We start from the raw sequence: 20178 nt of genomic DNA, 5'->3' as shown, positions 1-20178 counted from the left end.
CGGCTGATTCCATTCTTTTCGCAACAAGGATTTCACATGACTGTTCTGCCATGGATGTACCTGGCACTTCTCTCCATTGGTTACGCCCTGGCCCTGAGCTACGGCCAACTGGGCCTGCTGGCGGCGGTTTCCGTCGCCTTGCTGCTGTGCGCGGGCTTTGCCGTGCGCCAGCAGAAAAGCCCTTACGCGCGCTACCTGGGGCACGGCCTGTTCGTGGTACTGGCCCTGGCGCTGGCCATGCACTGGCTGCCCGGCTTCTACAATGGCCGAGCGATCGGCCCGGAACGCTTCACCGCCGATGCCGTGCCATTTTCCATGTACCTGAACCAGGACAAGCCGCTGATCGGCTTCTGGCTGTTGCTGGTCTGCCCCTGGATCATCGGCCGGCGTTCGCTGCGCCTGTCCCTCTACACCACCGCCCTGGCCTTGACCCTGACCGCACTGGCGGCCCTGGGCGGCGCGGTGTTGCTGGGCATCATCGACTGGGCGCCGAAATGGCCGGATCAGGCCTGGCTGTGGGTGCTGAACAACCTGCTGCTGGTCACCCTGGTGGAAGAAGCGCTGTTTCGTGGCTACATTCAGGGCGGCCTGAGCCGTCGCTTCAAGCACCTGCCCTATGGTGAAAACCTGGCACTGATGTGCGCGGCCCTGCTGTTCGGCCTGATGCATGTGGGCGCCGGCTGGCAATGGTGGCTGCTGGCGAGCATCGCCGGGGTCGGTTACGGCCTGGCCTACCGCTTTGGCGGCCTGGGCGCCGCGGTGGCCACCCATTTCGGTCTGAACCTGCTGCACTTCGGGCTGTTCACCTACCCGATGCTGGCGGGTTGACCCTTGCGAAGCCGGGGCTCCCTGAACGGGCCTCGGCTTCGCCGCCTCCCCTCGCCCCTCCTTGAAGAATAAGGCCTCTGTCAATGAGACAATTCTCAAATTCCATAAAAAAACTTCAATAATTGGCGAAGACCGCCGACAACCTATCAAAGCCTTGCGGATAGAAAAACCATGCGTAACAACCAGCCCGTCACCCAGCGCGAACGTACCTTTCCGACTCAGCAACGGTTGATCTCCACTACCGATGCCAAAGGCGTGATCACCTACTGCAACGATGCCTTCGTTGAAATCAGCGGGTTTTCTCGTGAGGAACTGGTCCGCGCACCGCACAACCTGGTCCGTCACCCCGACGTTCCGGCCGCGGTGTTCGCGCATATGTGGGCCACCCTGAAACAAGGCTTGCCATGGATGGGCATTGTCAAGAATCGCTGCAAGACCGGTGACCACTACTGGGTCAACGCCTACGTGACACCGGTCTTCGAAGGTCAGCAAGTGGTCGGCTACGAGTCGGTGCGGGTCAAGCCCACCGCCGAGCAGATCCGCCGGGCCGAAGCGCTTTACCAACGTATCAACCAGGGCAAGTCGGCGATTCCGAAACGCGATAAATGGCTGCCAGTGCTCCAGGACTGGCTGCCGTTCATCCTGGTCAGCCAGCTGAGCTTCCTGATTGGCGTCTGGCTCAACTCTTCCTGGGGCTTTGCCCTCGCCGCCGGCCTTTCCGTGCCGCTCGGCCTGCTCGGGCTGAGCTGGCAACAGCGCGGCCTCAAGCGTTTGCTGCGCCTGGCCGAGCAGACCACCTCCGACCCGCTGATCGCCCAGATGTACACCGACAGCCGTGGCGCCCAGGCGCGCCTGGAGATGTCGATCCTCAGCCAGGAAGCCCGCCTGAAAACCTGCCTGACCCGTCTGCAGGACACCGCCGAGCACCTCAACGAGCAGGCACGCCAGTCCGACACCCTGGCGCACAACAGCTCCAGCGGCCTGGAACGCCAACGCGTGGAGACCGAACAGGTGGCCACCGCGGTCAACCAGATGGCCGCGACCACCCAGGAAGTGGCCAGCCACGTGCAGCGCACCGCCGACGCCACCCAGGAAGCCAATCGCCTCACCGGGCGTGGGCGCGACATCGCCGGGGAAACCCGCGAAGCGATCCAGCGCCTGTCGGTGGTGGTGGGTGAAACCGGCCTGACCGTGACCCAACTGGCCAAGGACAGCGACGAAATCGGCGGCGTGGTCGATGTGATCAAGGGCATCGCCGACCAGACCAACCTGCTGGCGTTGAACGCAGCCATCGAAGCGGCTCGCGCCGGGGAAATGGGCCGCGGCTTCGCAGTGGTGGCCGACGAGGTGCGCCAACTGGCGCAACGCACCAGCGAATCCACCGGCCAGATCCACACCCTGATCGCCAAGCTCCAGCAAACCGCCAGTACGGCGGTGCAGACCATGGACGCCGGGCATCGTCAGGCCGAGGAAGGCGTGGCCCGGGTACTGGAAGCCGACCAGGCGCTGGTGGGGATCAGCGAAGCGGTGGCCAACATCACCGACATGACCACCCAGATCGCTGCCGCCACCGAAGAGCAAAGCGCCGTGGCCGAAGAGATCAGCCGCAACATCAGCACCATCGCCCAACTGGCCGACCAAACCTCCGAGCAGGCCCTGAACTCGGCGCAACTCAGCGAAGAACTGACCCGCACCGCCAACACCCAGTACTCGTTGGTCGAACGCTTCAACCGCTAAGCCGCAAAACAAAAAACCCGGAAGGTTCGCCTTCCGGGTTTTTTATTGCCTGCTTTCCAGCCCCACGCGCATGTTTTCTGTAGGAGCGAAGCTTGCTCGCGATGCGGCCTGACAGTCGCCACCCTTGTCGCCTNCAATCGCGAGCAAGCTTCGCTCCTACAGAAGAGTCGTTCAGCCGTTCAACTGGCGCAAAACCTCAGCAACCTTCCGCGCGGCCGCCTCCAGGTGCTGCTCATGGCTGAAGCCTGAGGCCTTGAGCGGTTTCAGGTCATGGTCGGCGGCCGCCAGCCAGAACAGCTCGATAGCCGGCGCCAGCGCATAGACTTCGACCGCCTCGCGGTTACCCAGGGCATCGCGCTCGCCTTGGACGATCAGGGTCGTGGTGTGCAATTCGGCCAGGTGGGTGACCCGCGGTTTCTCCGGCTTGCCGACGGCATAAAACGGATACCCCAGGCACACCAGCGCATCGGCGCCCAGCTCGTCGGCCAGCAAACTGGCCATGCGCCCGCCCATGGACTTGCCGCCGATGGCCAGCCGCCCAGCGACATGAGGTCGCACCTGGGCATATACCTCGCGCCAGCACTCCAGCAGCTTCGGCGCCGGGTTAGGCGGCCGTTTGCCACCATCGAGGCGACGCTGGGCCATGTAGGGAAACTCGAAGCGCAGGACGTTGACCCCATGCGCCGCAAGGCGTGCGGCCATGTCGCTCATGAAAGCGCTGTCCATCGGCGCGCCGGCGCCATGGGCCAGGATCAGGGTCAGGGGTTCGCCGGCCAGCGGCTCCTGCGCGACATCCCAGAGCCAGCCCCGTTCCCGCACGCACTGCGCCCATTGATCCCCGTCAATAACAGCCCCTTGCCGTTTGCCCATGCTTACCTCGCTTTTAGTCTGCCTATAACTCCAGAAGAAGTGAGCGCGCCTTGCCGTGCGCAGTCGCTTTCACTTCAGCTGAACCGTGGATGGGGAACCATGAACACTTCTATCAGTACCGCCTACAACTACAAGGTGGTCCGCCAATTCGCCATTATGACGGTGGTGTGGGGCATCGTCGGCATGGGGCTCGGGGTTTTTCTCGCTGCCCAGTTGGTCTGGCCCGAACTCAACTTCAACCTGCCCTGGACCAGTTTCGGTCGCCTGCGCCCGTTGCATACCAACGCGGTGATCTTCGCCTTCGGTGGCTGCGCACTGTTCGCCAGCTCCTTCTACTCGGTGCAACGCACCTGCCAGACCCAGCTGTTCGCGCCGAAAATCGCCGCGTTCTGCTTCTGGGGCTGGCAGCTTGTCATCCTCCTGGCGGCCATCAGCCTGCCGCTGGGCTACACCAGTTCCAAGGAATACGCCGAGCTGGAATGGCCGATCGACATCCTCATCACCATCGTCTGGGTGGCCTACGCCATCGTGTTCTTCGGCACGGTGATGAAGCGCAACACCAAGCACATCTATGTCGGTAACTGGTTCTTCGGCGGCTTCATCATCACCGTGGCCATCCTGCACATCGTCAACAACCTGGAACTGCCGGTCAGCCTGACCAAGTCCTACTCGGTGTATGCCGGTGCGACCGACGCCATGGTGCAATGGTGGTACGGCCACAACGCGGTGGGCTTCTTCCTGACCGCGGGCTTCCTGGGGATGATGTACTACTTCGTGCCCAAGCAGGCCGAGCGTCCGGTGTATTCCTATCGCCTGTCCATCGTGCACTTCTGGGCACTGATCACCCTGTACATCTGGGCCGGCCCGCACCACCTGCACTACACCGCGCTGCCTGACTGGGCGCAGTCCCTGGGCATGGTGATGTCGCTGATCCTCCTGGCACCGAGCTGGGGCGGCATGATCAACGGCATGATGACCCTCTCGGGGGCCTGGCATAAGTTGCGCACCGACCCGATCCTGCGCTTTCTGGTGGTGTCCCTGGCGTTCTACGGCATGTCGACCTTCGAAGGTCCGATGATGGCGATCAAGACCGTCAACGCCCTCTCCCACTACACCGACTGGACCATCGGCCACGTACACGCCGGCGCCCTGGGCTGGGTGGCGATGATCTCCATCGGCGCGCTGTACCACATGATCCCGAAAGTCTTCGGTCGTCAGCAGATGCACAGCATCGGCCTGATCAACGCGCACTTCTGGCTGGCCACCATCGGCACCGTGCTCTACATCGCCTCGATGTGGGTCAACGGTATCGCCCAGGGCCTGATGTGGCGTGCCGTCAACGAGGACGGGACGCTGACCTACTCCTTCGTCGAAACCCTGGTGGCCAGCCACCCTGGTTTCATCGTGCGCTTCGTCGGTGGCGCGATCTTCCTCTTCGGCATGTTGCTGATGGCCTACAACACCTGGCGCACCGTACGCGCGGCCCAGCCTGCCGAAATCACCGCCGCTGCGCAGATGGCCTGAGGAGTCCGCCATGAAACACGAAGTCATCGAGAAAAACGTCGGCCTGCTGATGCTGTTGATGGTGTTTGCCGTGAGCATCGGCGGTCTGACCCAGATCGTCCCGCTGTTCTTCCAGGACGTCACCAACAAGCCGGTGGACGGCATGAAGCCCTACACCGCCCTGCAGCTGGAAGGCCGCGATATCTACATCCGCGAAGGTTGCGTCGGCTGCCACTCGCAGATGATCCGTCCGTTCCGCGCCGAGACTGAACGCTACGGCCACTACTCGGTCGCCGGTGAAAGCGTCTGGGACCACCCGTTCCTGTGGGGCTCCAAGCGTACCGGTCCGGACCTGGCCCGGGTCGGCGCCCGCTACTCCGACGACTGGCACCGCGCGCACCTGTACAACCCGCGCAACGTGGTGCCCGAGTCGAAGATGCCGGCCTACCCATGGCTGGTCACCCAGCAGGTCGACAGCAGCCACACCGAAACCAAGCTGCGTGCCATGCGCACCCTCGGCGTGCCGTACAACGACGAGGATATCGCCGGTGCCGTCGCTTCCCTCAAGGGCAAGACCGAGATGGACGCCCTGGTCGCCTATCTGCAAGTGCTTGGCACTGCGATCAAGAGCAAGAGGTGAGCCATGGGTCTTGAACTCGATACCGGCATGATCCGCGGGCTCGGCACGCTGGTGGTGATGATTGCCTTCATCGGCCTGTCGATCTGGGTCTTCAACGCCAAGCGCAACCCTGAGTTCGCCCAGGCGCGCCTGCTGCCCTTCGCCGACGAACCTTCGCCGGAAGTGCCCGGCAATCCATCTGATGACGCTCAATCCGAAGAGCATGCGACAAGGAGCATTCGGCCATGACCACCTTCTGGAGTACGTACATCTGCGTACTGACCATAGGCAGCCTGATCGGCCTGACCTGGCTGTTGATCGGCACGCGCAAGGGCGAGACCAAGGGCAGCGTCGACCAGACCATGGGGCACGCGTTCGATGGCATCGAGGAGTATGACAACCCCCTGCCGCAATGGTGGTTCCTGCTGTTCGCCGGCACCCTGGTGTTTTCCGTCGGCTACCTGATCCTCTACCCGGGCCTGGGCAACTGGAAAGGTATCCTGCCGGGCTATGAGGACGGCTGGACCCAGACCAAGGAATGGGAAAAGGAAATGAACAAGGCAGACGCCAAGTTCGGTCCGATCTTCGCCAAGTTCGCCGCCATGCCCGTGGAAGAAGTGGCCAAGGACCCGCAGGCGCTGAAAATGGGCGGACGCCTGTTCGCCTCCAACTGCTCGGTGTGCCACGGCTCGGATGCCAAGGGTGCGTTCGGCTTCCCTAACCTGGCCGACAACAACTGGCGCTGGGGCGGCAACGCCGACACCATCAAGGCCACCATCATGGGCGGTCGCATGGCGGCCATGCCGGCCTGGGGCGAAGTGCTGGGCGAGGACGGGGTGAAAAACGTCGCGGCCTATGTGCGTCACGAACTCGCCGGCCTGCCGTTGCCTGCCGACAGCAGCGCCGACCTCGTCGCTGGCAAGCAGGCGTTCAGCGCCACCTGCGTCGCCTGCCACGGCGCCAATGGCCAAGGCACTGAAATCATGGGCGCGCCGAACCTGACGCAACCGGCGGGCTTCATCTACGGCACCAGCCTGACCCAGTTGCAACAGACCATTCGCCACGGTCGCCAGGGCCACATGCCGGCGCAGAACGAACTGCTCGGCAACGACAAGGTCCAGTTGCTCGCGGCCTATGTCTACAGCCTGTCCCACAATGCGGCCAACCAGCCGCAGACTGAAACCTCAAGCGCGCAATAACCGCTCCACCCACTGCCGCATCGCTCGATGCGGCAGTTCCCTGCCTCTGCGCGACCAAGTGTCGCACCCTCTCTACTCCCTGCCTTTCAACTCTCCGGATTCGGGTCTAAGCTGCTTCGCAGTGGACTGGCACTGGCCGGTCACAGACCAGAAGTAGCCGCTCCATTCGAAGCCGTCGTTCGAGGACAGGCCGCAAAGGCTGGTTTATACCGGCTGTCGCGCCACTTACCGTCTGTCGCTCGTTCAATGGCTTTCCACACACCCGGTTACAACTGACCTGTACCCCCTCGCCTTTTTCATCCGCTGCGACATTTTGTCCGAGGCTGATTTTGTCCTTACTCCGCGCATGGAAAGGCCGCAGAATCAGCTTTTGAAAGCATTGACCCAGGTCATGGCGCGTTGCAATGACCCCCTGCTTTCTCCATACTTGCGGCCGATTTTTACTCCTAATAAAACACCCAAACCGTGGAACCTTAGAATGAGCACAGCAATCAGTCCGACTGCTTATAACTATAAGGTAGTCCGCCAGTTCGCCATCATGACGGTGGTCTGGGGGATCCTTGGCATGGGGCTCGGTGTCTTCATCGCCTCGCAACTGGTCTGGCCGGAGTTGAACTTCGACCTGCCATGGACGACCTTTGGACGCCTGCGCCCGCTGCACACCAACCTGGTGATTTTCGCCTTCGGTGGATGTGCATTGTTTGCCACTTCTTACTACGTCGTGCAGCGAACCTGCCAAACGCGACTGATTTCCGACAGCCTGGCGGCCTTCACCTTCTGGGGTTGGCAAGCCGTGATCGTCGGCGCGATCGTTACCTTGCCGCTGGGTTACACCACCACCAAGGAATACGCGGAACTGGAATGGCCCCTGGCTATCCTGCTGGCCATCGTCTGGGTCACCTACGGCCTGGTGTTCTTCGGCACCATCGTCAAGCGCAAGACCAAGCACATCTATGTGGGTAACTGGTTCTACGGTGCCTTCATCGTGGTCACCGCGATGCTGCACATCGTCAACCACGCTTCCCTGCCGGTCAGCTTCTTCAAGTCCTACTCGGCTTACTCGGGCGCGACCGACGCCATGATCCAGTGGTGGTACGGCCACAACGCCGTGGGCTTCTTCCTGACCACCGGCTTCCTGGGGATGATGTACTACTTCGTGCCGAAACAGGCCGAGCGTCCGATCTACTCCTATCGCCTGTCCATCGTGCACTTCTGGGCACTGATCACCCTGTACATCTGGGCCGGTCCGCACCACCTGCACTACACCGCGCTGCCGGACTGGGCGCAGTCCCTGGGCATGGCCATGTCGATCATCCTGCTGGCGCCAAGCTGGGGCGGCATGATCAACGGCATGATGACCCTCTCGGGCGCCTGGCATAAGCTGCGCACCGACCCGATCCTGCGGTTCCTGGTGGTATCCCTGGCGTTCTACGGCATGTCGACCTTCGAAGGTCCGATGATGGCGATCAAGACCGTCAACTCGCTGTCGCACTACACCGACTGGACCATCGGCCACGTACACGCAGGTGCCCTGGGCTGGGTAGCGATGATCTCGATCGGCGCCCTGTACCACATGATCCCGAAAGTCTTCGGTCGTCAGCAGATGCACAGCATCGGCCTGATCAACACCCACTTCTGGCTGGCTACCATCGGTACCGTGCTGTACATCGCCTCGATGTGGGTCAACGGCATCACCCAGGGCCTGATGTGGCGTGCAATCAACGATGACGGCACCCTCACCTACTCCTTCGTCGAAGCCCTGCAGGCCAGCCACCCTGGTTTCATCGTGCGTGCCCTGGGCGGTGCGTTCTTTGCCGCCGGCATGCTGTTCATGGCGTACAACGTGTTCCGTACCGTTCGCGCCTCGAACCCGGCTGACGCTGAAGCCGCCGCTCAGATCTCTGTAGTTGGAGCTCACTGATGAAGCATGAAGCAGTAGAGAAGAATATCGGCCTGCTGGCCTTCTTCATGGTCATCGCCGTCAGCATCGGCGGCCTGACCCAGATCGTCCCGCTGTTCTTCCAGGACGTCACCAACAAACCGGTGGAAGGCATGAAGCCGCGCACCGCCCTGGAACTGGAAGGCCGCGACGTCTATATCGCCAACGGCTGTGTCGGCTGCCACTCGCAGATGATCCGTCCGTTCCGTGCCGAAACCGAACGTTACGGCCACTACTCGGTCGCCGGTGAAAGCGTCTGGGACCACCCGTTCCTGTGGGGTTCCAAGCGTACCGGTCCGGACCTGGCCCGCGTTGGCGGTCGTTACTCCGATGACTGGCAGCGTGCGCACCTGTACAACCCGCGCAACGTTGTACCTGAGTCGAAAATGCCGGCTTACCCGTTCCTCGTAGAAAACAAGCTCGACGGCAAAGACACCGCGAAAAAAATGGAAGTCTTGCGCACGCTCGGCGTCCCTTACACCGACGAAGACATCGCCGGTGCCAAGGATGCCGTGAAGGGCAAAACCGAAATGGACGCGCTGGTGGCCTATCTGCAAGGCCTGGGCACCATCATCAAAAGCAAACGGTGATTCTTAATGGATATCGGGATGATTCGTGGCCTGGGCACCGTAGTGGTGATGGTGGCCTTCATCGGCCTGGCGCTGTGGGTGTTCAGCCCCAAGCGCAAGTCCGAGTTCGAAGACGCCACCTTGCTGCCGTTCGCGGATGATCCCGAAGCCATCAAGCACGTCGAGCAAGCTTCTAGGAGTAACAAAGAATGACTACGTTCTGGAGTCTGTACGTCACAGTCCTCAGTCTGGGTACCATTTTCGCCCTGACCTGGCTGCTGCTGTCGACCCGCAAGGGCCAGCGCGCCGAGCAGACCGACGAGACGGTCGGCCACTCCTTCGACGGGATCGAGGAGTACGACAACCCGCTGCCGAAATGGTGGTTCATGTTGTTCGTCGGCACCATCGTCTTCGCCCTGGGTTACCTGGTGCTGTACCCGGGTCTGGGTAACTGGAAAGGCATCCTGCCAGGCTACAACTACCTGGATACCGAAAAGCAGACCCCCTTCGCCAACGGCCAGACCGGCTGGACCGGCGTGCACGAGTGGGAAAAGGAAATGGCCAAGTCGGACGCCAAGTTCGGCCCGATCTTCGCCAAGTTCGCCTCCATGCCGATCGAGGAAGTCGCCAAGGACCCGCAAGCCCTGAAGATGGGTGGCCGCCTGTTCGCCTCCAACTGCTCGGTCTGCCACGGTTCCGACGCCAAGGGTGCCTACGGCTTCCCGAACCTGACCGACGCCGACTGGCGCTGGGGCGGCGAGCCGGAAACCATCAAGACCACCATCATGGGCGGTCGTCACGCGGTGATGCCGGCCTGGGCCGAAGTCATCGGCGAGCAAGGCGTCAGCGATGTGGCCGCCTATGTGCTGACCAACCTCGATGGCCGCAAGCTGCCGGAAAGCGCCAAGGCCGATCCGGCCAACGGCCAGAAGATCTTCGCCGCCAACTGCGTGGCGTGCCACGGTCCGGCCGGTAAAGGTACCCCAGCCATGGGCGCGCCTGACCTGACCCACCCGGGCGCGTTCATCTACGGCTCGAGCTTCGCCCAACTGCAGCAGACCATCCGTTACGGCCGTCAGGGCCAGATGCCTGCCCAGGAACAGCTGCAAGGCAACGACAAGGTTCACCTGCTGGCCGCTTACGTCTACAGCCTGTCCCACAGCGACAAGCCGGCGGACGCCGAGTAAGGCAGACACCTTCAGGTAACAGAAAAGGCCCCGCCAATGGACATTGGCGGGGCCTTTTTATTTTCCTCTCCCCTTACGTCCGTCGCTCCGCCCCGCTTGAGATTGCCCCCTCCACGCCAAGAGTAGTAACGTTGCTACATGAAACTTTTGTCGAGGGCATGACCATGGCCACCATCACCATCTCCAGTCGCGAATTCAATCAGGACACAAGTGGTGCCAAAAAAGCCTCAAGAAACGGCCCGGTCATCATCACCGACCGTGGCAGGCCCGCCCATGTGCTGCTAAGCATTGAGGACTACGAAAAACTGAGCGGCCTGAACACCAGCATCGTCGACATGCTGGCCATGCCTGAAGCGCCTGAAATCGATTTCGAAACAGAGCGCGCCACCATCATTCCTCGCGAGATCGATCTGTCCTGATGTTTTTGCTCGATACCAACGTTGTGTCCGAATTACGCAAGCCCAACGCTGATCGCCAGGTAGTGGCCTGGGCTCAGACCGTGGCGCCGACCAGCCTGTTTTTGTCAGTCATTACGTTATTGGAACTGGAAACCGGCATCCTGCGGCTGGAACGCCGTGATCGCACCCAAGGGGCGCTGCTGCGCGCCTGGCTGGAACTGCGCGTGATGCCCGCTTTCGACGGACGAATACTGGCCATTGACCACGCCATCGCGATGCGCTGCGCCCGGTTGCATGTTCCGGATCGCAGCAATGAATGCGATGCCCTGATTGCGGCGACCGCCCTGGAACACGGGCTGACAGTAGTGACCCGCAACATCACCGACTTCCAGCCCAGCGGTGTGCGACTGCTCAACCCGTGGAAGGATTGAACGCGGTCGCGGCGAAAAGCGTCCATAATTCACAAGTCAATTGATTCAAGTCATTACACCATCAATTGATTTCCCCCAACGCGACCAAAGGTCGCACCCTTGAGCTAGAGCGACAGGCGTATCATTGCGCCACTGCAACACCCCTATTTGATCGCGGTCGGCACGTACTGACCGGGGCATTTCTCCACTGCCGTGGGATGCAATGATGAGCAACCAGATTCCGGTACATGACGTTACCCCTCCTGCCAAGAATTCGAACAACAGCGTAGACCTCTACGCCTCTCGGGAAAAAATCTACACACGCGCTTTCACCGGCCTCTTCCGCAACTTGCGGATGGTGGGCGGGGCGGCCCTGTTCCTGCTGTATTTCGGTACGGTGTGGCTCAACTGGGGCGGCCACCAGGCCGTCTGGTGGAACCTGCCGGAGCGCAAGTTCTTCATTTTCGGCGCCACCTTCTGGCCCCAGGACTTCATCCTGCTGTCCGGCCTGCTGATCATCGCCGCCTTCGGCCTGTTCTTCATCACCGTGTACGCCGGGCGCGTCTGGTGCGGCTATACCTGCCCGCAAAGCGTCTGGACCTGGATCTTCATGTGGTGCGAGAAGGTCACCGAAGGCGACCGCAACCAGCGCATCAAGCTCGACAAGGCGCAGATGAGCGTCAACAAGTTCCTGCGCAAGTTCAGCAAGCACAGCCTCTGGCTGCTGATCGGCTTCGTCACCGGCATGACCTTCGTCGGCTATTTCTCGCCGATCCGCGAGCTGGTCATCGACTTCTTCACCGGCCAGGCCGATGGCTGGTCGTACTTCTGGGTCGGCTTCTTCACCCTCGCCACCTATGGCAACGCCGGCTGGCTGCGCGAACAGGTGTGCATCTACATGTGCCCCTACGCCCGCTTCCAGAGCGTGATGTTCGACAAGGACACCCTGATCGTCTCCTACGACCCGCGCCGCGGCGAAGGTCGCGGCCCGCGCAAGAAAGGTGCCGACTACAAGGCCATGGGCCTGGGCGACTGCATCGACTGCACCATGTGCGTGCAGGTCTGCCCGACCGGCATCGACATCCGTGACGGCCTGCAGATCGAATGCATCGGCTGCGCCGCCTGTATCGATGCCTGCGACAACATCATGGACAAGATGGACTACCCGCGCGGCCTGATCAGCTACACCACCGAACACAACCTGTCCGGGCAGAAAACCCATAAACTGCGCCCACGCCTGATCGGCTATGCGCTGGTGCTGCTGGCGATGATCAGCCTGCTGATCACCGCCTTCTTCATGCGCTCGCTGGTGGGCTTCGATGTCAGCAAGGACCGCGTGCTCTATCGCGAGAACGCCGAAGGCCGGATCGAGAACGTCTACAGCCTGAAGATCATGAACAAGGACCAGCGCGACCATACCTACGTACTGGACGCCGCCGGCCTGCCGGACCTCAAGCTGCAAGGCCGACGCGAGATCAAGGTGGCGGCCGGCGATATCGTCAGCATGCCGGTCGAGCTGTCGAGCTCGCCGGAGCAACTGCCGTCGAGCACCAACGAGGTGAAATTCATCCTCAAGGACGCCGACGACGAAAGCGTCCAGGTTGAAGCCAAGAGCCGGTTCATCGGCCCACAAATTCGTTAAGAGAAGTCATCATGCCCGCAGCGACCGCCACAAGCCCCTGGTACAAGCACCTCTGGCCCTGGATCATCATCGGTATCCTGGCCTGTTCGGTGACCTTGACCCTGTCCATGGTGACCATCGCGGTGAACAACCCGGACAACCTGGTCAACGACAACTACTACGAGGCCGGCAAAGGCATCAACCGCTCCCTGGACCGCGAACTGCTGGCCCAGACCCTGCAAATGCGCGCCAGCGTGCACCTGGACGATCTCACCGGCGAAGTCGACCTGCGCCTGAGCGGCAACAGCGCGCCCACCACCCTGGAGCTGAACCTGATCTCGCCGACCCAGCCGGAAAAGGACCGCAAGATTACCCTCGCCCGCAGCGAGACCGAACAAGGCCGCTACATTGGCCAACTGAGCGACAAGGTCGATGGCCGCCGTTTTGTCGAACTGCTGGGGGTTGAAGGCGACAAGACCTGGCGCATGTTCGAGGAAGAACAGGTCAGCCACGACAAGGACCTGCTGCTGGGTGACGAACCGCTGCAAGGCGCGGAACACCTGGACAAGTAAGCGCCCTCCGAGTATCGCCGGCAGGCCGCCTGCCGGCGATGAGGTCCGCCCACAGAACAAAGACCCGCGATGACCACGCCACTGCCCTGCTACCACTGTGCCCTGCCGGTTCCCGCCGGCAGCCGCTTCACCGCCGTCGTGCTCGGCGCCACCCGCGAGTTCTGCTGCCCGGGTTGCCAGGCGGTGGCCGAAGCCATAGTCGCCGGCGGCCTGGAAAGCTACTACAGCCATCGCAGCGAAGCCTCGGCCAACCCGCAAGCCCTGCCGGTGCAACTGGTGGACGAACTGGCGCTGTACGACCGGGCGGACGTTCAGCAACCCTTTGTCCGGCATGAAGGCGAACTGGCCGAAACCACCCTGCTGATGGAGGGCATCAGTTGCGCCGCCTGCGGCTGGCTGATCGAGAAACACCTGCGCAGCCTGTCGGCGGTGGCCGAGGCGCGGCTGAACCTGTCCAACCATCGCCTGCATGTGCGCTGGGCCGACAGCCAGCTGCCGCTGAGCCAGGTGCTCAGCGAACTGCGCCTGATCGGCTACGCCGCGCATCCCTACCAGGCCGACCGCGCCTCCGAGCAACTGGCCAGCGAAAACCGCCTGGCCCTGCGCCAACTGGGCGTGGCCGGACTGCTGTGGTTCCAGGCGATGATGGCGACCATGGCCACCTGGCCGGAATTCAATATCGATCTCAGCCCCGAGCTGCACACCATCCTGCGCTGGGTCGCGCTGTTTCTCACCACGCCAATCGTGTTCTACAGCTGCGCGCCGTTTTTCAAGGGTGCCCTGCGCGACCTGCGCACCCGCCACCTGACCATGGACGTCTCCGTGTCCCTGGCGATTGGCGCCGCCTACATTGCCGGGATCTGGACCTCGATCACCGGGGTCGGCGAGCTGTACTTCGATGCCGTGGGCATGTTCGCCCTGTTCCTGCTGGCCGGGCGCTACCTGGAACGCCGCGCCCGCGAACGCACTGCCGCCGCCACCGCGCAACTGGTGAACCTGCTGCCAGCCTCGTGCCTGCGCCTGGGCGCCGACGGCCAGAGCGAACGCATCCTGCTCAGCGAACTGCGCCTGGGCGACAAGGTGCTGGTGCATCCCGGCGCCATCCTGCCGGCCGACGGCAAGATCCTCGATGGCCAGTCGAGCATCGACGAATCCCTGCTCACCGGCGAATACCTGCCGCAACCGCGCAGCATCGGCGACACGGTCACCGCCGGCACCCTCAACGTCGAGGGCGCGCTGACCGTGGAAGTCCTGGCCCTGGGGCAGGACACGCGCCTGTCGGCCATTGTCCGCCTGCTGGACCGGGCCCAGGCGGAAAAACCGCGCCTGGCGGAGATCGCCGACCGCGCCGCCCAATGGTTCCTGCTGTTCTCCCTGATCGCCGCGGCCGCCATCGGCCTGCTCTGGTGGCAGCTGGACGCCTCACGGGCGTTCTGGATCGTCCTGGCCATGCTGGTCGCCACCTGCCCCTGCGCCCTGTCCCTGGCCACCCCGACCGCGCTCACCGCCGCCACCGGCACCCTGCACAAACTCGGCCTGCTGCTGACCCGCGGCCATGTGCTCGAAGGCCTGAACCAGATCGACACGGTGATTTTCGACAAGACCGGCACCCTCACCGAAGGGCGCCTGGCCCTGCGCTCGATTCGCCCCCTCGGCGAGCTCGACAGCCAGCAATGCCTGGGCCTGGCCGCCGCCCTGGAAAACCGCTCCGAACACCCGATTGCCCGGGCCTTCGGCCGTGCGCCGCTGGCCGCGGAAGAAGTCCTGAGCATGCCCGGGCTGGGCCTGGAAGGCCTGGTGGGCGAACAACGCCTGCGCATCGGCCAGCCTGCCTTCGTCTGCGAACTCAGCGCCTGTGCGGTCCCGGCGATGCCGGACGAAGCCGGCCAATGGCTGCTGCTGGGCGATACCCAAGGACCGCTGGCCTGGTTTGTCCTCGACGATCGCCTGCGCAGCGACGCACCGACGCTGCTGGCCGCCTGCAAGGCGCGGGGCTGGAACACCCTGCTGCTCTCGGGCGACAGCTCGCCGATGGTCGCCAGCGTCGCCGCCGAACTGGGCATCGACGAAGCCCGCGGCGGCCTGCGCCCGGATGACAAGCTGCAAGTGTTGCAACAACTGCATCGCCAAGGCCGCAAAGTGCTGATGCTCGGCGACGGGGTCAACGATGTGCCGGTGCTGGCCGCCGCCGATATCAGCGTGGCCATGGGCTCGGCCACCGACCTGGCCAAGACCAGCGCCGATGCGGTGCTGCTGTCCAACCGCCTGGATGCGCTGGTGCAGGCCTTCAGCCTGGCCCGCCGCACACGCCGGATAATCGTCGAGAACCTGCTGTGGGCCGGGCTGTACAATGGCCTCATGCTGCCGTTCGCCGCCCTCGGCTGGATCACTCCGGTATGGGCCGCCATCGGCATGTCCATCAGTTCGTTGACCGTGGTGCTCAATGCCCTGCGCCTGACTCGCCTGCCGCGTCAGCCCCAGGCCGAGGCCACGCCCCACACCCGCCCGCTGCCGGCCTGAGCCGCGCGGGCATGGAGCCTACCCATGCCAGCTCTCTACGTGATGATCCCGGCAGCGCTGCTGATCGTCGCCATCGCCATCTACATCTTCTTCTGGGCGGTCGACAGCGGTCAGTACGACGACCTCGACGGCCCCGCCCACAGCATTCTGTTCGACGACCAGGACCCCAAGCACACCGCCGCGGTCGACGAGGCCCAGGGCCAGCCAACGGCCGAGCAGCCGCCGCACAAAGACCAGGCGCCGCCCCATGCTTGAGCTGGCGCCACTACTGGTTTCCGCCGTGATCCTCGGCCTGCTCGGCGGCGGTCACTGCCTGGGCATGTGCGGCGGCTTGATGGGCGCCTTGACCCTGGCCATTCCCCAGGAGCAACGCAGCCGGCGTTTTCGCCTGCTGCTGGCCTACAACCTGGGGCGCATCCTCAGTTACGCCACCGCGGGCCTGCTGATCGGCCTGGCCGGCTGGGCCGTGGCCAGCAGCCCTGCGGCCATGGCCATGCGCGTGCTGGCCGGCCTGTTGCTGATTGCCATGGGCCTGTACCTGGCCGGCTGGTGGAGCGGCCTGACCCGTATCGAAAGCCTCGGACGCGGCCTGTGGCGCCATATACAGCCCGTGGCCAACCGTCTGCTGCCAGTGTCGAGCCTGCCGCGCGCCTTGCTGCTGGGCGCGCTCTGGGGCTGGCTGCCGTGCGGCCTGGTCTACAGCACCCTGTTGTGGTCCGCCAGCCAGGGCAATGCCCTCGACAGCGCCCTGTTGATGCTGGCCTTCGGCCTGGGGACCTGGCCGGTGCTGCTGGCCACCGGCCTGGCGGCGGAACGGGTCACCGCGCTGCTGCGTCGGCGCAGCGTGCGCATGGCCGGTGGCCTGCTGGTGATCCTGTTCGGCATCTGGACCTTGCCCGGTCCGCATCAGCATTGGTTGATGGGGCACTGAGGCAATCCTTCCCGACGTATTCGGCTCTCGGCAGAGACGACAAAAGGCCCGCCTGGCGGGCGCTGTCCACCCGCCACCCTTGATGCAAATCAAGATGACCGAGGCGCTAACCCCCTAGACTCGCGAACACTGCCTGCCTACCGGGGGAATTCCCGCATGCTCGACGCCATTCGTTGGGACACCGATCTGATCCGCCGTTACGACCTGGCGGGACCGCGCTACACCTCCTACCCCACCGCTGTGCAATTCCACAGCCAGGTGGGCACCTTCGACCTGCTCCACGCCCTGCGCGAAAGCCGCAAGGCGCTGCGCCCGCTGTCGCTGTACGTGCACGTGCCGTTCTGCGCGAACATCTGCTACTACTGCGCCTGCAACAAGGTCATCACCAAGGACCGCGGGCGCGCCCTGCCCTACCTGCAGCGCCTGGAACAGGAAATCCAGCTGATCGCCTGCCACCTCGACCCCGGGCAGAAGGTCGAGCAACTGCATTTCGGCGGCGGCACCCCGACCTTCCTCAGCCATGACGAACTGCGGCAGCTGATGGGCCATCTGCGCCAGCACTTCAACCTGCTGGACGACGATTCGGGCGACTACGGCATCGAGATCGACCCCCGCGAAGCCGACTGGTCGACCATGGGCCTGCTGCGCGAGTTGGGCTTCAACCGGGTCAGCATCGGCCTGCAGGACCTCGACCCGGCGGTACAGCGCGCGGTCAATCGCCTGCAGAGCCTGGAAGAAACCCGCGCGGTGATCGAAGCAGCGCGCACCCTGCAATTTCGTTCGATCAACATCGACCTGATCTACGGCCTGCCGAAACAGACGCCGGACAACTTCGCCCGCACCGTCGAGGAAGTCATCAACCTGCAACCGGACCGGCTGTCGGTGTTCAACTACGCGCACCTGCCGGAACGCTTCATGCCGCAACGGCGGATCAACAGCCACGAGCTGCCGGCCCCGGCGGAAAAGCTGCAGATGCTGCAGCGCACCATCGAACAACTGACGGCCGCGGGTTATCGCTACATCGGCATGGACCATTTCGCCCTGCCCGACGACGAGCTGGCGATCGCCCAGGAAGAATCGACCCTGCAACGCAACTTCCAGGGCTACACCACCCACGGCCACTGCGACCTGATCGGCCTGGGCGTCTCGGCCATCAGCCAGATCGGCGACCTGTACTGCCAGAACAGCAGCGACCTGAACCAGTACCAGAACCTGCTGGGCGGCGCGCAACTGGCCACCAGCCGCGGCCTGGTGTGCAATCAGGACGACCGCGTCAGACGCGCGGTGATCCAGCAGTTGATCTGTAACTTCAGCCTCGACTTCGAGGCCATCGAGCAGCAGTTCAACATCGACTTTCGAGGCTACTTCGGCGAGCTGTGGCCGCAACTGCAAGCCATGGCCGAAGACGGCCTGATCAAGCTGAGCAACGAAGGCATTGAAGTGCTGCCGGCCGGGCGCCTGCTGGTGCGTTCGGTGTGCATGGTGTTCGATACGTATCTGGAGCAACAGAATCGACAGCGTTTTTCCCGGGTCATCTAGCCGCGACCTGACCGTTCGGCGCGGCAACTTGTCGCAGATGGCGGGCAAAAACTGTCTGGAGAGACAGGACGCAAGCAAGCCTGATACTTGACGCCAAGACAATCGGCGAGTGCAAGTGACGGTCAGCGCTGGAAATACCCTGAATGGACTGCACGAGCGCATTTTTCCGGAGTGGCCTGGAGGCTACGAACGGACAGCTTTACGACTAAGCGCCAATACGCCACGGACTGGCCGGAACCTCCTCCCGTGAGTTACCCTTACGGCTTATGTGTGTTTTCCCACAAGGATTCTATTGAATGTCCGAGCCAGTAAAACTGCGCGCTCACAACCAGGCCCATTGCAAGGATTGCAGCCTGGCCCCCCTCTGCCTGCCACTTTCTCTGAATCTGGAAGACATGGATGCGCTGGACGAAATCGTTAAACGCGGCCGCCCCCTGAAAAAAGGCGAGTTCCTGTTTCGCCAGGGCGACGCATTCGACTCCGTCTATGCTGTGCGCTCCGGTGCGCTGAAGACCTTCAGCCTCAGCGACAGCGGCGAAGAACAGATCACCGGCTTCCACCTTCCCAGCGAACTGGTCGGTCTGTCCGGCATGGACACCGAGATCCACCCGGTTTCCGCCCAGGCCCTGGAAACCACGTCGGTCTGTGAAATCCCCTTCGAACGCCTCGACGAACTGGCCCTGCAGTTGCCCCAACTGCGCCGCCAGCTGATGCGGGTGATGAGCCGCGAGATCCGCGACGACCAGCAGATGATGCTGTTGCTGTCGAAAAAGACCGCCGACGAGCGCATCGCCACCTTCCTGGTCAACCTGTCGGCACGCTTCCGCGCCCGCGGCTTCTCGGCCAATCAGTTCCGCTTGAGCATGTCGCGCAACGAGATCGGCAACTACCTGGGCCTGGCGGTGGAAACCGTGTCCCGGGTGTTCACCCGCTTCCAGCAGAACGCGTTGATCGCCGCTGAAGGCAAAGAGGTGCACATTCTCGATCCTATCCAGCTGTGCGCCCTCGCCGGCGGCTCCCTGGAAGGCTGAGGCAGAGCCTCCCGGCCGAGCCAAGCGGCTCGGCCGGGGTTATACTGGCGCGCTCCACTTCATGCCCGCCAGGACCGCCACGATGGCCTTCGACTCCTTCGACATCAAATCCCTGATCCGCCCAGTCATCGACTTCCCCAAGCCGGGCGTGATCTTCCGTGACATCACCCCGCTGTTCCAGTCACCCAAGGCCTTGCGCCTGGTCGCCGACACCTTTGCCCAGCGTTATGTCGAAGAAGACTTCACCCACATCGGCGCCATGGACGCCCGCGGCTTCCTGATCGGCTCGATCATCGCCTACCAGTTGAACAAACCGCTGATCCTGTTCCGCAAGCAAGGCAAGCTGCCGGCCGATGTGCTTGCCGAGGGTTATCAGACCGAATACGGCGAAGCCTTCCTGGAAGTGCATGCCGACAGCCTGTGCGAAGGCGATTCGGTGCTGATGTTCGATGATCTGATCGCCACCGGTGGCACCCTGATCGCCGCGGCCAACCTGGTGCGCCGCATGGGGGCAAAAGTCTACGAGGCCGCCGCCATCATCGACCTGCCGGAACTGGGCGGTTCGCAACTCCTGCAAGACATGGGCATTCCTACCTTCTGCCTGACGCAATTCTCGTTGAGCGAGCGGTAAATCGCTGCCATTTGGGTTGTCAGGACCGGCGTTATCGCGAGCAAGCTTCGCTCCTACAGGGGTAGAGTCGAACG

At 63.1% G+C, this 20178-nt stretch carries 21 protein-coding genes; 20 read left to right on the top strand and 1 reads right to left on the bottom strand.

Going from position 1 to position 20178, the window contains the following annotated elements:
• Positions 1-36: 36 nt before the first annotated feature.
• Positions 37-828 carry a CPBP family intramembrane glutamic endopeptidase gene (locus ACTJKT_RS08620; RefSeq protein ID WP_097302682.1) on the top strand — a complete coding sequence of 264 codons (792 nt, stop codon included), beginning with the start codon at positions 37-39 and terminating at the stop codon, positions 826-828.
• Positions 829-999: 171 nt separating this feature from the next.
• Complete coding sequence (locus ACTJKT_RS08615) at positions 1000-2565, top strand: methyl-accepting chemotaxis protein (protein ID WP_226304940.1); 1566 nt, start codon at positions 1000-1002, stop codon at positions 2563-2565.
• Between the two features lie 171 nt (positions 2566-2736).
• Here ACTJKT_RS08615 and ACTJKT_RS08610 read toward each other — a convergent pair whose 3' ends face one another.
• Positions 2737-3435, bottom strand: coding sequence for an alpha/beta family hydrolase (locus ACTJKT_RS08610; RefSeq protein WP_440786787.1), 699 nt, complete (start codon positions 3433-3435; stop codon positions 2737-2739).
• A gap of 99 nt (positions 3436-3534) precedes the next feature.
• Between ACTJKT_RS08610 and ccoN (ACTJKT_RS08605) the strand changes: the two genes are divergently transcribed.
• The 18 genes from ccoN (ACTJKT_RS08605) (at position 3535) to ACTJKT_RS08520 (ending at position 20104) form a co-directional block, all read left to right on the top strand.
• The gene (ccoN, locus tag ACTJKT_RS08605) at positions 3535-4959 is read left to right on the top strand and encodes a cytochrome-c oxidase, cbb3-type subunit I (RefSeq protein ID WP_025804237.1); all 1425 of its coding nucleotides are present in this window, start codon (positions 3535-3537) and stop codon (positions 4957-4959) included.
• 10 nt (positions 4960-4969) lie between these two features.
• Complete coding sequence (gene ccoO, locus ACTJKT_RS08600) at positions 4970-5578, top strand: cytochrome-c oxidase, cbb3-type subunit II (protein ID WP_025804238.1); 609 nt, start codon at positions 4970-4972, stop codon at positions 5576-5578.
• A 3-nt stretch (positions 5579-5581) separates the two neighbouring features.
• A complete protein-coding gene (locus tag ACTJKT_RS08595; protein ID WP_009047946.1) occupies positions 5582-5806 on the top strand; it encodes a cbb3-type cytochrome oxidase subunit 3 in 225 nt (74 codons plus the stop codon).
• Positions 5803-6756 (top strand): cytochrome-c oxidase, cbb3-type subunit III, encoded by a 954-nt coding sequence (gene ccoP / locus ACTJKT_RS08590; RefSeq protein WP_440786786.1) that lies wholly within the window; start codon positions 5803-5805, stop codon positions 6754-6756. The genes ACTJKT_RS08595 and ccoP (ACTJKT_RS08590) overlap by 4 nt, the downstream gene beginning before the upstream one ends.
• Before the next feature lie 478 nt (positions 6757-7234).
• Complete coding sequence (gene ccoN, locus ACTJKT_RS08585) at positions 7235-8677, top strand: cytochrome-c oxidase, cbb3-type subunit I (RefSeq protein ID WP_440786785.1); 1443 nt, start codon at positions 7235-7237, stop codon at positions 8675-8677.
• The gene (gene ccoO, locus ACTJKT_RS08580) at positions 8677-9285 is read left to right on the top strand and encodes a cytochrome-c oxidase, cbb3-type subunit II (protein WP_009042961.1); all 609 of its coding nucleotides are present in this window, start codon (positions 8677-8679) and stop codon (positions 9283-9285) included. Before ccoN (ACTJKT_RS08585) ends, ccoO (ACTJKT_RS08580) begins: the two co-directional genes overlap by 1 nt.
• 6 nt (positions 9286-9291) lie before the next feature.
• Complete coding sequence (locus tag ACTJKT_RS08575) at positions 9292-9477, top strand: CcoQ/FixQ family Cbb3-type cytochrome c oxidase assembly chaperone (RefSeq protein WP_003175465.1); 186 nt, start codon at positions 9292-9294, stop codon at positions 9475-9477.
• Entirely contained in the window at positions 9474-10451 is a 978-nt protein-coding gene (gene ccoP, locus ACTJKT_RS08570) for a cytochrome-c oxidase, cbb3-type subunit III (protein WP_009047944.1), read from the top strand. The genes ACTJKT_RS08575 and ccoP (ACTJKT_RS08570) overlap by 4 nt, the downstream gene beginning before the upstream one ends.
• Before the next feature lie 164 nt (positions 10452-10615).
• Positions 10616-10870, top strand: a complete 255-nt coding sequence (locus ACTJKT_RS08565) for a type II toxin-antitoxin system Phd/YefM family antitoxin (RefSeq protein WP_053278143.1) — start codon at positions 10616-10618, stop codon at positions 10868-10870.
• Complete coding sequence (locus tag ACTJKT_RS08560) at positions 10870-11280, top strand: type II toxin-antitoxin system VapC family toxin (protein WP_440786784.1); 411 nt, start codon at positions 10870-10872, stop codon at positions 11278-11280. Before ACTJKT_RS08565 ends, ACTJKT_RS08560 begins: the two co-directional genes overlap by 1 nt.
• A gap of 205 nt (positions 11281-11485) precedes the next feature.
• Positions 11486-12901 (top strand): cytochrome c oxidase accessory protein CcoG, encoded by a 1416-nt coding sequence (ccoG, locus tag ACTJKT_RS08555; protein WP_440786783.1) that lies wholly within the window; start codon positions 11486-11488, stop codon positions 12899-12901.
• Between the two features lie 11 nt (positions 12902-12912).
• Positions 12913-13452 carry a FixH family protein gene (locus ACTJKT_RS08550; RefSeq protein WP_440786782.1) on the top strand — a complete coding sequence of 180 codons (540 nt, stop codon included), beginning with the start codon at positions 12913-12915 and terminating at the stop codon, positions 13450-13452.
• A gap of 69 nt (positions 13453-13521) precedes the next feature.
• The gene (locus ACTJKT_RS08545; RefSeq protein ID WP_440786781.1) at positions 13522-15972 is read left to right on the top strand and encodes a heavy metal translocating P-type ATPase; all 2451 of its coding nucleotides are present in this window, start codon (positions 13522-13524) and stop codon (positions 15970-15972) included.
• Between the two features lie 24 nt (positions 15973-15996).
• Complete coding sequence (gene ccoS, locus ACTJKT_RS08540; protein ID WP_025804247.1) at positions 15997-16227, top strand: cbb3-type cytochrome oxidase assembly protein CcoS; 231 nt, start codon at positions 15997-15999, stop codon at positions 16225-16227.
• Positions 16220-16903, top strand: a complete 684-nt coding sequence (locus tag ACTJKT_RS08535) for a sulfite exporter TauE/SafE family protein (protein ID WP_053278139.1) — start codon at positions 16220-16222, stop codon at positions 16901-16903. The genes ccoS and ACTJKT_RS08535 overlap by 8 nt, the downstream gene beginning before the upstream one ends.
• A gap of 156 nt (positions 16904-17059) precedes the next feature.
• Positions 17060-18442 carry an oxygen-independent coproporphyrinogen III oxidase gene (gene hemN / locus ACTJKT_RS08530; RefSeq protein ID WP_025804249.1) on the top strand — a complete coding sequence of 461 codons (1383 nt, stop codon included), beginning with the start codon at positions 17060-17062 and terminating at the stop codon, positions 18440-18442.
• A gap of 296 nt (positions 18443-18738) precedes the next feature.
• Complete coding sequence (gene fnrA / locus ACTJKT_RS08525; protein WP_009047936.1) at positions 18739-19473, top strand: Crp/Fnr family transcriptional regulator FnrA; 735 nt, start codon at positions 18739-18741, stop codon at positions 19471-19473.
• Positions 19474-19555: 82 nt separating this feature from the next.
• Positions 19556-20104, top strand: a complete 549-nt coding sequence (locus ACTJKT_RS08520) for an adenine phosphoribosyltransferase (protein WP_440786780.1) — start codon at positions 19556-19558, stop codon at positions 20102-20104.
• Positions 20105-20178: the final 74 nt, after the last annotated feature.

The organism is Pseudomonas sp. 22526 (genome assembly GCF_052044735.1).
GTDB lineage: Bacteria > Pseudomonadota > Gammaproteobacteria > Pseudomonadales > Pseudomonadaceae > Aquipseudomonas > Aquipseudomonas piscium.
Note: the sequence above shows the minus strand (reverse complement) of the source record. Positions and strands in the feature narration are given on the sequence as shown.